The 13,846-nt window shown below is 59.7% G+C and carries 13 protein-coding genes and 2 pseudogenes; 6 read left to right on the top strand and 9 right to left on the bottom strand.

Annotated features, from left to right (window positions below; translation table 11 throughout):
• Positions 1-131: 131 nt before the first annotated feature.
• Together HU725_RS08000 and HU725_RS07995 are read right to left on the bottom strand one after the other, a co-directional pair.
• On the bottom strand, positions 132-830 hold the full coding sequence (locus HU725_RS08000; RefSeq protein ID WP_186476774.1) for a hypothetical protein: 699 nt from the start codon (positions 828-830) through the stop codon (positions 132-134).
• An 18-nt stretch (positions 831-848) separates the two neighbouring features.
• A complete protein-coding gene (locus HU725_RS07995; protein ID WP_186476773.1) occupies positions 849-998 on the bottom strand; it encodes a hypothetical protein in 150 nt (49 codons plus the stop codon).
• A 573-nt stretch (positions 999-1,571) separates the two neighbouring features.
• Between HU725_RS07995 and HU725_RS07990 the strand changes: the two genes are divergently transcribed.
• Positions 1,572-3,257, top strand: coding sequence for a pentapeptide repeat-containing protein (locus HU725_RS07990; RefSeq protein ID WP_186476772.1), 1,686 nt, complete (start codon positions 1,572-1,574; stop codon positions 3,255-3,257).
• A gap of 379 nt (positions 3,258-3,636) precedes the next feature.
• Here HU725_RS07990 and greB read toward each other — a convergent pair.
• The 3 genes and pseudogenes from greB to HU725_RS07975 all read right to left on the bottom strand — a co-directional run.
• Positions 3,637-3,777 (bottom strand): annotated as a pseudogene (gene greB, locus HU725_RS07985) (transcription elongation factor GreB); the annotation flags it as partial.
• A gap of 11 nt (positions 3,778-3,788) precedes the next feature.
• Entirely contained in the window at positions 3,789-4,097 is a 309-nt protein-coding gene (locus HU725_RS07980) for a hypothetical protein (RefSeq protein WP_186476770.1), read from the bottom strand.
• Between the two features lie 193 nt (positions 4,098-4,290).
• Complete coding sequence (locus HU725_RS07975) at positions 4,291-5,703, bottom strand: MltF family protein (RefSeq protein WP_186476769.1); 1,413 nt, start codon at positions 5,701-5,703, stop codon at positions 4,291-4,293.
• A 158-nt stretch (positions 5,704-5,861) separates the two neighbouring features.
• Between HU725_RS07975 and HU725_RS07970 the strand changes: the two genes are divergently transcribed.
• The 4 genes and pseudogenes from HU725_RS07970 to HU725_RS07960 all read left to right on the top strand — a co-directional run bounded on the left by HU725_RS07970 (position 5,862) and on the right by HU725_RS07960 (position 8,670).
• On the top strand, positions 5,862-6,659 hold the full coding sequence (locus HU725_RS07970) for a TatD family hydrolase (RefSeq protein ID WP_186476768.1): 798 nt from the start codon (positions 5,862-5,864) through the stop codon (positions 6,657-6,659).
• 88 nt (positions 6,660-6,747) lie between these two features.
• A pseudogene (locus HU725_RS23120) lies at positions 6,748-7,356 on the top strand (HAMP domain-containing protein); the annotation flags it as partial.
• Positions 7,342-8,226 (top strand): methyl-accepting chemotaxis protein, encoded by an 885-nt coding sequence (locus HU725_RS23115; RefSeq protein WP_418939655.1) that lies wholly within the window; start codon positions 7,342-7,344, stop codon positions 8,224-8,226. The pseudogene HU725_RS23120 and the gene HU725_RS23115, both read left to right, overlap by 15 nt.
• 75 nt (positions 8,227-8,301) lie before the next feature.
• Positions 8,302-8,670, top strand: a complete 369-nt coding sequence (locus tag HU725_RS07960) for an Mpo1-like protein (RefSeq protein WP_060476770.1) — start codon at positions 8,302-8,304, stop codon at positions 8,668-8,670.
• Positions 8,671-8,673: 3 nt separating this feature from the next.
• On the opposite strand, the gene HU725_RS07955 is transcribed toward HU725_RS07960, so the two are convergent.
• The 3 genes from HU725_RS07955 to HU725_RS07945 all read right to left on the bottom strand — a co-directional run bounded on the left by HU725_RS07955 (position 8,674) and on the right by HU725_RS07945 (position 10,619).
• Positions 8,674-9,471, bottom strand: a complete 798-nt coding sequence (locus HU725_RS07955; RefSeq protein ID WP_060476769.1) for an acyl-CoA thioesterase — start codon at positions 9,469-9,471, stop codon at positions 8,674-8,676.
• 75 nt (positions 9,472-9,546) lie between these two features.
• Complete coding sequence (locus HU725_RS07950; RefSeq protein ID WP_186476766.1) at positions 9,547-10,326, bottom strand: CHAD domain-containing protein; 780 nt, start codon at positions 10,324-10,326, stop codon at positions 9,547-9,549.
• 14 nt (positions 10,327-10,340) lie between these two features.
• Positions 10,341-10,619 (bottom strand): hypothetical protein, encoded by a 279-nt coding sequence (locus HU725_RS07945; protein ID WP_060476767.1) that lies wholly within the window; start codon positions 10,617-10,619, stop codon positions 10,341-10,343.
• A 165-nt stretch (positions 10,620-10,784) separates the two neighbouring features.
• On the opposite strand from HU725_RS07945, the gene HU725_RS07940 reads away from it, so the two are divergent.
• Positions 10,785-11,825 (top strand): patatin-like phospholipase family protein, encoded by a 1,041-nt coding sequence (locus HU725_RS07940; protein ID WP_060476766.1) that lies wholly within the window; start codon positions 10,785-10,787, stop codon positions 11,823-11,825.
• Positions 11,826-11,920: 95 nt separating this feature from the next.
• Here the strand turns inward: HU725_RS07940 and HU725_RS07935 are convergent, their stop codons facing one another.
• Positions 11,921-13,792: a SurA N-terminal domain-containing protein gene (locus HU725_RS07935; protein ID WP_186476765.1), complete on the bottom strand. Its 1,872-nt coding sequence runs from the start codon at positions 13,790-13,792 to the stop codon at positions 11,921-11,923.
• Positions 13,793-13,846: the final 54 nt, after the last annotated feature.

Below are 13,846 nucleotides of genomic sequence, written 5' to 3'. Positions count from 1 at the left end.
GGGCTTACTGGTGGTGTGAGCGCAAAAATTGCCGTACCGGTGAGGCCCGACATACAGCAGAAAAACGTAGTTGCCGCTGGACTGTGCAAGTCGCTGTCAGGTGATCTGCACGACCTACAAAATCGTTTGCATCAACCTTGAGGAGACTGCACAGGTGCAGGCGAAGGTGCTGGATTTGGAGCTACATGTGGCTGACTGAGTTGGTGGGAAGCTTCCCTGGCCATGCCCTCAAGCCCACCGCTCTCCTGGAATTTGCTGTACAGCGAGAAACTGCCGAAGATCAGCAGCGCCACGATCACTGACGCCAAGCCGCTGAGCATGTGATTGCCAAAGGCAGGCCAAAAACCCCACTTCAGGCTTTCTACGCCTGTTGAAACGGCCGTCTTGATCGATCCCATTTCTGAATGGACGCGCTTATCCATGTCGCTGATAAGCGCCAAGACCCCCTCTTCCTCGATCGACTTGCGCATACCTGCTTCGAGTTGATCGAGCGAAACGTCGATGAAGCTCTTGGCCATCTGCTCCGCTTGATAGCGGTACATTCCCAGCTGTTGGGGGGTACAAGCGACTTTCTTGAAAGCCTTGTGGTCGTCCTCAGGGTGGTTTTCAATCCACTCAATCTTATGACGCTTGTAGAGTGAATAGGCGAGAAGCCCTAGAAAATCATCCGCCTCGGGCACCAGCTTACGAAAAACGTCGAACTGGATCTCAGAATGCGAAGACGCCGGATTCGAATCAGGCGCCTGGCTGGGCGCTCCTTCGAATCCGGCGATTGCGACGCTAGGCTGATCAGTGATGTCACCTACACCATTGTCTTCGTATGAACTCAAGAGGCGACAAATCCTTGGTCAGCGTGCAAGACGATCAAACGCCTTCTTCATGAGGTTGTTGATGTTGTCCGAAGACAGCTTCGAGGAGCGAGCAGCCACGGCTTTCTTTGCAGTCGAGGAAAGCATTTTGTTGCTCTCCTTGATCAGTGCAATCGACACGTTAGACATTCATACCCCCTGGTTCAGCGTTGAAGCTCACATCTGCTACGAATAGAGCTATAGCAATTCTCTAGACATTTTTCATCAAGCGGCGAATTTTTGTCAAGGATCGCTTAGGCGGTCAGGCCTTAGAGCGGCTCGCCGTTAGTACGAAATCGTAGCTGGTCGAACGGGTGCTGCGCCTGCTGGGGTCACCGGATTTTCCGTGCCACTGCGGACGTTGATTCGTGGCTACACGGGATCGAAGGCTACTGCGCATCGCGCAACGCGGTGGCGGATTTCGGCTTCTCTATTCGAGCGAACCGACCACAAAAAGCGCGGCGTCAGCAATCGCTTTCTTGGCCATGCAAGCAGTGGACGGCAGAGTGAGGTCAATTGCGCACGCGCCCCCGGCGTCACTGCCCACCTAGCCGTTCGTAAACAGGTATCGCGCTGCTTATGGGCCCGCCTCTCTATTCCAGCCTGAAAAGGTATCCCCACATCTCAGCAGAATGAAGTGCTACTGCCTTGGTCAGCAGGTGTTCCCGAGCAAAGCAGTCGGCTACCCTTGCCGCCCTTTTTAACCCCTACAAGATGACTCTTATGTCTTCATCTCGGAAACAGCCTAGCCGCGTCGTATTCCCTCGAAAAACGGTTCGCAAAGACGACCCCATCGCGCCCGACCTATCGTCCTGCCTGACCTACGCGCTTCTTGTCCTCTACATCCTGGCCAGCGTGTCGTCGACCAAGGATGTGATGCTACTGGTGCCCAGCAAGGGCATCCAGTTGCCACTTGTGAGCGTCACTGTCTCGGTTGTCGGCTTTTACACCCTAAGCCCTCTGCTAGTCCTGATCGGTCACCTGGTGACCTTGCGGCGACTGCCGAAAATGTTCGCCGGACTCAAGGCCGACCGTGCATCGACACCTCATGAGGCTCTCAACCATCATACTGACCGGTTCATGCTGGCTTGCCTGCTATGCGCCGGGCCGGCAACCCTGCTTTTCATTCTCACCAAATTCAGCGCGTATCAAAGCCCTTATCTGTTCGCGATCCAGGTAGCGTCACTCTACTGGGCTTGCTCCGCCGCTTTGGTACGCGCCCGGGAGCTTCTGGCTGCGGGCTCAAGCAAAGTGGCACTAACCATCGTGGGATGGGGGCGCAGAGCAGGAGTGACGGTACTGATTGCATGGCTCGCCATCTGCGTTGAGGTGATCTATGTGCCCAGCCACCTGTCCCCTCTGCTCTGGATTAAGTCACACACGAAACTGCTCAATAACACAGATGGCGGTACGGTCTCGTGGATACCCCACATCGAGATCGATCGTGAAGAACACCTCTGGGCTGGCCCGGCAATGACCAATGTCCAGCTGGCCACGCTAGCTGGCCATCCAGACCTCAAGGACTACTTCATGGCACGCGAGGTCGGAATGGATCTTCGCTCACGCAACCTGCGCTACCTTGATGTCAGCCAGCAGATTCTCCCTCGCATCTGGGCTCACCAGGCTGACTTGGCGGGAGCCAACTTTGCGATCGCTCGCCTGTACGGTTCAGTCTTCGAAGGCACAATTCTGGATGGAGCCCGCTTCGACTTGGCCTCCTTGGACGGTGCGACGTTCATGAACGTCAATCTGAATTCCATGACCTTCGTGCAGACCAGCTTGAAGGGGACATTTTGGGATAACGTGACAGTCGAAAATTCGCTGTTCTACGAGGTAAATCTTTCGCTCGCGTCGTTCTTCGGCGTCACCCTGAACCATGTCGACTTCGAGAAAACCTCGTTTCAGGCGACCACGTTCTTCGCAACGACGGGCAATGTCCTCTCCTTCTCCACCCCCTCTCCCTTCAAAATTCTGAGGGCTGACGATTCGGGCGAATGGCTGAAACCCGGCGTCACTGCTTTTGAAACAGATCCTAAAGCCGCGCTCGCGAGCCTCCAAAACCAACTGTGTACGCCAACGCTCAACCCTGGCTGGGCCTACGCGTGGAACATGTTCATCCAGCTCAGATCCTTGCTCAGCGAACGAGAGCCCGAGGTCTTCTCCGCACTGCAGGAGCTCTTGGCGAACAAGGAATGCAAAGAGCTGCAGGATCGCGGGGTATTGGAATCTGACCCAGCAATGTCACTCATGGTGGATCTATCAAATAGGCTGCCAAATGCAACGGCATCGTCCACTCACGCTACTGACGACGTGCCCACGTCTGCACAGCCTGAGCCTGAGCCGGGAACGGAACTGGAATCGGGGGCAGGAGGATTGATCGGAACGCCCACGACCTCGCCAACTGAATAAACGGGAAAAGACTCCAGAGGATACCCGGGAGAAACCAGCCACCAATTCGAAAAACTCTAATGCGGGGTAGCCGGGCTCGGTGCTTTTTCGCGGGACAGCTCACGACTTTTCCTGAAGCGAATTGCGTGGGTTTGGTTAGCGGGGAGATTTGGCCGATGGACTCCTGACTGTACCTAGGCCCCTCACGCAGAGGATTTTCCTAAAATAGCGATGGGTCTGTTCAACGAAAAAAGCCCGCGCCGCTGTAAAGCGACGCTGCTTCGGGGCCGAATACCTACTCGAAAAAGTAGGTCTCAACTAGTAGCACTACTATCTGTGCAGGCCAGGTGCGTTAAGGGCTGCAGTGGAAATAGTAGTGTCGCTGGGGTGATTGAGCGAGGTCGGCGTTCTCGCTGCGATCCCCCAACGATGCAGCCCATGCGACCTTCTGGGTGATTTCAGGCCGATACACCCGCCACAGATGATCCAGCTCCTGCTTCAGGGCCGCGTGGCCTTCTGTAGTGATGATATTGGTGCTCAACGGCGCGCTCCTCAGCGTCGGGTGATCAATCCTTGGCGGGCAATGCGAGTCAGTTGGCCAATAATAGAGGCGGCCTCTTCGCGGGCGGGCGCTTGGATTACAGCGAGATCGAAGCGGTCACTGCCGAACTGCTCGAGCCGGCACGCATCATCGGTGAACTGAATCAGAAACGCCCGGGCTTGCCCTTTACGACGAGACAAGCCTTCCAGATGGCGCAGCAGGGTGGGCTGATGCTGGCCACCGAGCAGAATGCGCGGTGTACGAGTAGCCTGATGGGCAGGCAACGGGCTCAGACAGACACTGGTACGTGGGCAACTCATGGAGATTCTCTCCGCCTCGCAAATCCCGCTGGGCAGCGGTGGGAGGCGTCACCGAACCAGCGCTTTAGCGGTATTTCGGATGAGCCGGGGGCCGATCCTGCGCCCCGCAAGTAGCTGTTTAAATCGGCGCAGGCGGTATGCTAGAGCGACTAGCCGCCGGCTGCAAGCCCCATGGTGAAACAGAACAGACCTGTCAGCGGCTGACCACGCGCTCAAGCGCTCTACGTTCGCGGTTAAACGCCAGGAAATACTTGTTGACACTATTGACGAAGTTGACCGGTCCCATGCCCACCTGCTCCATGGCGATGCGCTCGGTCTGGAAAAACCACTGGTTGCCATTGAGGCCGCGTTTGCGAGCTTCGGCACGCATGGCCTGAACCCGCTCCGGGCCAAGATTGTAGGCTGCCAGTACGAACGCCATGCGCTCGCGTTCGTTGATGTGCGGGCTGGAGAAGAACTTTCTGCGGATCAACGCCAGGTAGCGCGCACTGGCCTGGACATTGCCATCCACCGTGCCTGTGTTGCTGACTCCCACCCGTTGCGCCGCCGACGGGGTAATCTGCATCAACCCATGCGCCCCACCGCTGCCACGCGCTGCTGGGTTGAGCGTGGATTCCTTGAAGGCGAGCGCGGCCAAGTTCAGCCAGTCGATTTGCTGGGCCTGGCCGTGCTTCTGCAGCACCGGACGCAGTGCACTGAGCCGTTGACGGTCTTTGTGCGCCAAGGGGTTATGAACGCGGTATTGGCGCCGGTAGATCCGCTCGAAGGCGGCATCCTGGTTTTCCGGAGCACGATAGCCCTGAAGAAAACGGTCCACTGTAGCCAGCAGCATCGTCGCATCACGCCGCACATACCAGCGCATGGCTTGCGCCTGGCCCAACTGCACCCGGTTATCCAGGCGCAGCTTTGGCATGACTCTGGCCCACCGCCGGGCGATCGGGCCCTCCACTACGGTCAGGGGATAGATACCGGCCTGGACCATTTCCAGAACATCTTCCACCGCCAATGTGGAATCGACCCACTCAATCCTGATCGGCGCCCGTTTCCGCAGCGCCAGTTGTTGATTGAGCTGCTGAATCACCGCACCTGCAGCGCTGGCACTGGTCAACGCCACAGTACGCCCGGACAACTGCTCGGCGCGAGTGTAGCTGCGCTGGCCCTTGCGCCCGACCAGCAGCAGCGGCACTTGATCGACCACGGGCGCACTGCGGTTCACCCCGCCTGTCACTGCAGGGTCGAGCAATTCGCCAGGTGCAGCCAGGTCGCCCTCGCCGCGCTGCAGGGCTCCTAGCAGTTGTTCCTTGGCTCGCGGGATGATTTTCAAGCGGATCTGCTGGCCATCACCGGCCCGAGCATTGAGAAAATGCTCCAACCCGCGTAGACGGTAATACTCGATACCCACCGGCTCGCCCTTGACCTCCCCAGAACTGTTGCGGCTCTGGTTGACGAGCACCCGCAACACCTTAGTGGCACGAATCTGCTGCAGGTCACGGGCCGGGTTAACCGGCACGCTCTGCTGCGGCCCTGGGAGCCGCGCGTAGACCGGGCCTGCAGTGGTCAACCCAAGCCCTAGCATCAGCAGCAGGATCAGCAGCGAGCGCAACATGCAGATCTTGTCCGAGGTCGATGGGCGATAGCCATGGTGGGATACGTAATCATAAGAAATGACCGTAAAAGACCCTCGCAAATGCCTGAAGTTCTGAGTTTTTTACCGAATATCATGCTTTTTGCTATGCTGGCCGCCCCGCGGCACGAGGTAGCACCATGCAATTGATCGATATCGGCGTCAACCTGACCAACAGTAGTTTCCACGACCAGCAGGCGGCCGTCGTCGAGCGCGCCATCGAAGCCGGCGTGATGCAGATGGTGCTCACTGGCACCAGCCTGCAGGTCAGCGAGCAGGCGCTGCAGCTTTGCCAGGAGCTTGACGGCGACGCCCAGCACTTGTTCGTCACCGCCGGGGTACATCCGCACGACGCCCAGTCCTGGGACGGCAACAGCGAGCGCCGATTACGCCAGCTTTTAGGGGAGGCACGCGTTCGTGCCGTCGGCGAATGCGGGCTGGATTTCAATCGTGATTTCTCTCCCCGCCCTCTGCAGGAAAAGGCTCTAGAAGCCCAGTTGGCGCTAGCGGCCGAACTGCGCTTGCCAGTATTTCTGCACGAGCGTGATGCCAGCGACCGCCTGCTGGCCATTCTCAAGGATTATCGGGACCATCTGCCCGCTGCAGTGGTGCACTGCTTTACTGGCGAACGTGAGGCGTTGTTCGCTTACTTGGACATGGACCTGCACATCGGCATCACCGGTTGGATCTGTGACGAGCGCCGCGGCACTCACCTGCATGCATTGGTGGGCAACATTGCCCAAGGGCGCCTGATGCTGGAAAGCGATGCACCTTACCTGCTGCCACGCAGCCTGCGGCCTAAACCGAAAAACGGTCGCAACGAGCCGGCGTTCCTGCCAGAGGTGTTACGAGAGGTGGCGTTGCATCGCAACGAGAGCCTGGAACACTGCGCCAGCCACACCAGCGCGACGGCCAAAGCTTTCTTCAAGCTTCCTTGATGCAGGTCATGACCTGATCCGATGTTGACGGGCACAATACTGGCACCTTGCCAATATTGTTCCCGCTCAACTCAGAGAAGACCTACCCATGGGTGCCTGGCTTAGCAATATTTCCCTGAAATACAAATTCTGGGCCGTCAACGCAGTGGCCTTCGTTACCACCTTGTTGCTGGTACTGTATGCCGTGCACCTGGAGCAGCGCTCACGCGCCGACGCTGCCCAGGCTCAGGCGCAAGCGCAAGCGCAATTGCTGGCCGCCTGGCCTGCCGGTCAATCCCTGCCCCCCCTGGCCAACCTGATCTCCTGGCAACCAGGCCAAACGCCTACCTATGGCGGCGAACCCCTCCAACCACTGGCCAATGGTCAAGGCTGGGTAACATTGCCGGCAGCTTGGGTGCTCGGCGACAACCCAGTGCGCGGCGCTCAGGTGCTGCGCCGTGGCGACCAGCAACTGGCCGTGCTGGCCGCAGCACCCAGCCTGCGCCAAGTGTTTCTCGAGCGTTTCAGCAACTACGCGATCTGCGTGCTCATTTTGATGCTGGCGATGCTTGCCGCCTCGCAGTTGTTGATCCGTTTCCTGCTCAGTCAGCTCAACACGCTCAAGGACGTGATGCTACACGTTGAAAAAACCGGAGATCTGTTAGCCCGTGTGCCACTGGCCAGCGGCGATGAGGTGGGCCAGATGGCAGGCGCGTTCAACGCCATGCAATGCACTTACCACCGCGTGGTCAGCACCGTCGCCCACACCGCCGCCCAGTTGGACTCCGGCGCTGCTCGCCTGGCCGCGAGCATGAGTGAGGTGCGCCACGGCATGCTGGGCCAGCAGAGCGAAACCGACCAGGCCGCCACGGCGATCAACGAAATGTCGGCCACCGTACACCATATTGCCCAGCATGCAGGCGCTACGCGCGATTTGTCGCAGACAGCCGACACCCTAGCCGGTGGCGGCAAGGAAGTGGTGAGCCGGGTACAGGATTCGATCTCCGGGCTCTCCAGCGGAGTCCAGCAAACCGCCGAAATGATCCGCCAGCTTGCCGACGACAGCCAGAAGATCAACAGCGTGGTCGGCGTCATTCACAGTATCGCCGAACAGACCAACCTACTGGCCCTCAATGCTGCTATCGAAGCCGCCCGGGCAGGTGACCTGGGCCGGGGCTTTGCCGTGGTTGCCGACGAGGTGCGCAACCTGGCCAAGCGTGTGCAAACGTCCACGGATGAAATCACCCTTATGGTCACCGACCTTCAAGCTGGCACCCGCGACGCGGTGGAGTTCATGCAGGAGAGCTCATACAAGGCCGACGACTGTGTTCGCCAGGCGCAGGAGGCCGGTGCTGCGCTGGCCGAGATCACCAGCGCGGTGGCACAGATGCGCGAAAGCAACACGCAGATTGCCGTCGCCGCCGAGCAGCAAAGCCAAGTGGCCGAGGAAATGAACCGCGCGGTGGTGAGCATCCGTGACGTGACCGAAGACACCGTGCAGCAGACGGTGGACTCGGCAACCACCAGCACCGAGTTGGCGACCCTGGCCAGTGAACTGAACAGGGCCATCGGCCAGCTGAAGCTATAGTCGCCATAGCCAGCTTCGATTGGCCCCGCTTGCTGGGCCGCACTAAGCTTTGGGCATGACCGTGAGGAACTGCCCATGAGCAAACGACTCCCCAATCTGCACGCCTGGCAATGGCGTGGCTACCATCACAATCACCGGCACCCGGCCAACCTGGTCTTGCACTTGATTGCCGTGCCGCTGTTCATACTGGGTGCGCTGCTGGTGCTGTCCGGCCTGTTCGCTCTCGACCTGGGGCAAATCGCCGTCGGCGTCATCGCTCTCATCGCGGGCTTGGGGCTGCAGCGCCACGGGCACCGCCTGGAGACGGAACAACCCGAGCCGTTCGCCAACCGTAAAGATGCGGTGCAGCGATTACTCACCGAGCAGTTCATTACATTCCCACGTTTCGTGCTTAGCGGCGCTTGGTGGAAGGCTTGGCGTGAGCGCCACAAGCACAGGCGTTGAAGGTCAGGCAAACACTGTTACTGTCTGGCGGCTCAAGGCCAGCAATTGGCCTTGGGCTGTCCACAGGGACGCCGCAGCATGCCCATAGCCATCGCGCGCATGCTCGGTTTCGACGTGGTAACGACACCAGTCAAGTGTGGAAAGCTCAGGTGTCGGTTGGATGAACTCTATGGTCCACGTCAAAGTGCTGCCCGCAGCCGGTTGCTTCAACAGTGGCAAAACACTCGGTGGCCAAGCATCGACCAAAGCCAGCAAATGCGCCTCGTTGATCTGTTCTGGGGGCACATCGCGCAAGCGTACCCAACCGCCCATTTGCCGTGAGGCGTTGCCACTGAACGGCAAGCCGCCAATCGCCCAGCGCAAGGCTAGATGGCGCATGAATTCTGGGGTTACACCCTTGATATAAGGCAGCTCTGGAGCCGACTCTTCCAGTGGCTTCATTGCAATGGCAGGTGCAGCAGGTACGTCGACTACCGAAGCCCGGCCAGCACCGAAATTGCCCTGCACCAGCGTCACAACCTGGCCGTTCTGCACGGCACGGCCCAGCAGCGTACTAACCGCCTTACCCTCGCGCAGCACCTCGACCTCGAAACGAATGGGCACGTCGGGGGCCGCTGGGCCGACGAAACTGATGGCCAACGAGCGCACTGGGCGCCCATCGGTGATCATCACGCGCATGCGCTCGTACACCAACGCTGCCATCAGACCACCGAACACGGCACGCCCCTGGGCCCATTCAGGCGCAATACTGAGCGCATCGGAGGTGTCCCGCACCGCATCGAGCAGTTGATTGAAGTTCATCGGCCGGCTCCTGGCTATTGCGTATGGTCCGCCAATACTAGCCAGCAAACTTCGACCAATCAGCCCGTATATCGGTCATTTGCCGGGCTTAAAGCGCTTGAGCGCCGATTGCAGGGCGCCCAGCGTCACATCGGCCCTGCGCTCAGCCTCGTGCAACTCTTGCTCCCAGTCACTGGCGCACGGCGCCAAATCAGCGTGCTCATTGGCCTGCAACAGCCATTGCAAGCGGTCATGCCAGTCGCCAAGGTCGCCCTGGGCCTTCTTCAACAGGCGCCGAAGTGGCTTACCGGCGTGATTGAGCTGCGGATAAGCCTCATCGCCATAGCGCGCGCGCTTGATCAGCAGCCGTACCCGATGGCGATCGTGCTCTGGGTCGCGCAGCGCCTTGAGCAGCTTGCGCCATTGCCTGACCAAGCGCTTGTCGATACGTTTCTCCAGCGACTTGGCCAACCCTTCGCGATCTGCCGCACGCAGAAACAACGGAAACGCATCGATGATCGCCAGCACCCGAGTCAACTGCGCGCTGGCAGCCACGTTGGCAAACGTTACAGAGCGGCCTTCCAGGCGACGTTGCCCTGCCCGGGCAAAGCCGCGCTGGCCAAGCTCGGCAGCCAACACTTCGCGATCGCGCAGCGGTGTGGTCAATTCACCCAGCGATTTGGCCGCCGCCTCCAGCTGCTCTACGCCTGGCAGCCCCCGCAGGGGCCGCAACAGACTGCGCAGGCGTCGCAGCGTGGTGCGCAGGTCATGCAGCGCCTCGCTGTCGGTATCGGCAGCCAGACGCTCACGACAGGCCAGCAAACGCACCTGCAAGGCCAGCACCTGAGCAATGACATGATCGAGCATGGCGGACATAGAGCGCTCCCTGATCAGCGCCCGGCGCGCGACTCACGAATATAGAACCGCGCCTTTTCGGCTTTGTTGGTGCAGTTTTCATAGCCCTCGAATTGTTGCTGGGTCTTGGCCCCAGTCAGCAATGACAGCGCCTTGGAATAGCTCACCGCACCGGCAAAGCCCTCTGCCTTGGCCAGGTCCAGTTCCTTCCATGCGGCATCGAGTTGGGTCGCGCAGCTGTCACGGTAGGCCGTCTTACCTGCGCAGCCCGCCAGGGCCAGGGCGATCAGAGGAAGGCAGATCCAGGCTTTCATCGGTATTACCTCGAAGATCAAAAGAGTGGCTTTTCGACGCCTGTGCAACTGAAAAGTGCCCGGCTCGCTATGCTCTGTGTAGCGTAGTTCAGCGCACAGTGGATTGATGCATAGACGGCGATCAGTGCATTGTAGGACCATGCTTGCACAAGCTGGGGAAAGCTCATGAGCAAACGCGTGGCGTTGGTACTGGGATCGGGGGGCGCTCGTGGTTATGCCCACATTGGCGTTATCGAAGAAATCGAACGGCGTGGCTACGACATCGCCTGCATCGCCGGCTGCTCGATGGGCGCAGTCATTGGTGGGATCTACGCCGCTGGCAAACTCGACGAATACCGTAACTGGATCGAAAGCCTGGACTACCTGGACGTGCTGCGCCTTGTCGATGTCAGCTTCCGCCTTGGGGCCATCCGCGGGGACAAGGTATTCGGGCAAATCCGCAAAATCGTCGGCGACATCAACATCGAGCAGCTGCGCATTCCCTACACGGCCGTAGCAGCCGACCTGACCAACCAACAGGAAATCTGGTTCCAGGAAGGTTGCCTGCATCAGGCCATGCGGGCTTCGGCGGCGATTCCCAGCCTGTTTACCCCAGTGATGCAGGGTAACCGCATGCTGGTCGACGGCGGCATCCTCAACCCCCTGCCAATCGTGCCGGTGGTCTCCAGCCACTGCGACCTGATCATTGCGGTCAACCTCAACGCCACTAACCAGAAGCAGTACCAATTGCCGGTGATCGAGCGGCCGCCAGCGTTCAAGATGCGCTTCGATGCGCTGCTCAGTTCATTAGGGTCACGCCTGCCGTTTCGCCGCAAACCTGCCGAAGAACTGATCCGCATCGAGAAGGAAATCGTCGCCGAAGGGCTGGCACCGCCCAACCCGTGGCTTGCCGATAGCGGCGCCCCGCAAGCACAGCAGCCTGCTGCGGCGCCGGAGCGCGAAGGTGCACCCAAGTCGGCGACCGGATCGTTCATCATCGACAACGTCGGGCCTGCGTCGTTGCTTGACCTGATCAACCAGAGTTTCGAAGTGATGCAGACGTCACTGGCGCAGTACAAGATCGCCGGTTACCCGCCAGACGTGCTGATCAACGTGCCGAAACGGGTATGCCGTTTCTTCGAGTTCTACAAAGCGCCGGAATTGATCGCTCTGGGGCGGGAGATCGCGCGGGACACGCTGGATAACTACGAAGGCCAGAAACGCTAGCGGCTAGGCGGCGTTGGTCTATGCGTGACTGAACCTCTTCTTGCACCAATGAAACAGGCCGCTCGATGCGGCCTGTTTCATGATGCAAACACCACTCAGTAGCGGGTGATGTCGGCAGCGCCTTCGAGCTGCTTGCGGTAGGCCGCGAAGTCCTGCTGGCCAGCACGCGATGCCAGGTAACGGCGGATCTGCTGCTTCTCGTCATCGCTGGCGGCAGCGCCCTCGTTCACGCCTTTGAGCTGCAGCACCACCAGGCTACCGTCGCCCAGGACTACACTGCCGTACACCGGCTTATCCTTGGCCTGCGGCTTGGCCAGGCGGAACAGTGCCTGCAGTTCGGCCGGATCGATACCGTCCTGGCTGCGGGTGACTGCCTCGTAGGCTTTCCACTGCTCGCCATCGTGGGCACCGGCGGCGGTGATCGAACCGTCGCGCAGACCTGCAATCAGCTTGTCGGCCTTGGCCTTGAGTTCGGCAGTTGCCTTCTCCTTGGCCAGATGCTCGCGAATGTTCTTGGCCACAGCTTCCAGCGGTAGCTGCTCTGGCTTGCGGTGCTCTTTGACTCGCAGCACCACGGTGGTTTCCGGGTCGAGCTCAATGGCGGTGCTGTTGGCACCTTCATCCATGACCTCCTCGGAGAACGCTGCCTGGATCACGCCACGGTTGGCAGTGATGCCTTCGCCGCCTTCACGACCGAACGGGGCCGAGGTGTGTACCTTCAGATTGAGGTCCTGGGCAGGCTGGGCCAGGTCGGACGCCTCGTACGCAGCATCCTGCAGCTGCTTGCTGGCATCGACGTAGCGCTGCTCGACCAGCGGTGTCTTCAGGTCGCGAGTCAGTTTGTCCTTGAGGCTGGCGAAGCTCGGCACCTCTGGCGCCTGCTTGCCAAGGAGCTTGATCAGGTGATACCCGAACTCGGTTCGCACCGGAGCCGATACCTGGCCGTCTTTGAGCTTGTACAGCGCGTCCTCGAACGCCGGGTCGTACACCCCTGGGCCGGCAAAGCCCAGGTCGCCACCATTGCTGGCGGAGCCAGGGTCCTGAGAGAACTCCTTGGCCAGCTTGGCGAAGTCTTCGCCCTTGGCCAGGCGTTGCTCGATTTCATCGGCGCGGGCTTTGGCCTGGGCATCGCTGACCTTGTCGTTGACCTCGATGAGGATATGCGCGGCACGGCGCTGCTCCGCGAGGTTGGCGATTTCCTTCTCGTACTGCGCCTTGAGCTCTTCGTCGGTGACTTTGACCTGGTCGAAGAACGCCGACTTCTTCAGCTCGACGTAGTCGATCACGACCTGATCTGGCGTCATGAACTCTTTGGCGTGCTGGTCGTAGTGCGCCTTGACTTCTTCGTCGCTGACCTTGACCGCGGCCGGGTTGGCCTTGAAGGTCAGTGAGGCGAAGTCACGGGTCTGGTTCTCCAGGCGGGCGAAGGCATCGACCTGCTGATCAGTGACGAAGCTGCTACCGGCAATACCGGTGCGCAGCTGGCCGATCAACATCTCTTCACCGAGCATTTCGCGGAACTGCATACGGCCATAGCCCATCTGGCGGATGACCTGGTCGAAGCGATCGGCACTGAACTTGCCATCAACTTGGAATTCCGGTGTCTGCAGGATGACTTGATCAAGCGCGGCATCCGAGAAGGCGAACTTGGCGTCTTCGGCACCCTGCAGCAGCAGTTTGCGATCGATGAGGCCCTTGAGGGCCGAGTCGCGCAGCAGCTTATCGTCCAGCAGTGCTGGGTCAAAGTCTTTGCCCAGCTGTTGCATCAGCTGGCGGCGCTGCATGTCGGTGGCCTGGCTCAGCTCGTTCTGGCTGATGGTTGAGCCGTTCACCTTGGCCGCATCCTGGCTGTGGGTGGCGGCTTTGAAAATGGCTTCGAAGCCGGTCAACGCCATCAATACGACGATCAGGCCGATGATGGTTTTGGCAATCCAACCTTGTGAATTGTCCCTGATATTTTGCAGCATGCGTCCCCCAGAAACGGCTGTACCACTGCGACGACAACCGCGGAGCGTGGGTAG

The organism is Pseudomonas promysalinigenes, from assembly GCF_014269025.2.
GTDB classification, from domain to species: Bacteria; Pseudomonadota; Gammaproteobacteria; order Pseudomonadales; family Pseudomonadaceae; genus Aquipseudomonas; species Aquipseudomonas promysalinigenes.
This window is presented reverse-complemented; position numbering and strand designations above follow the sequence as displayed.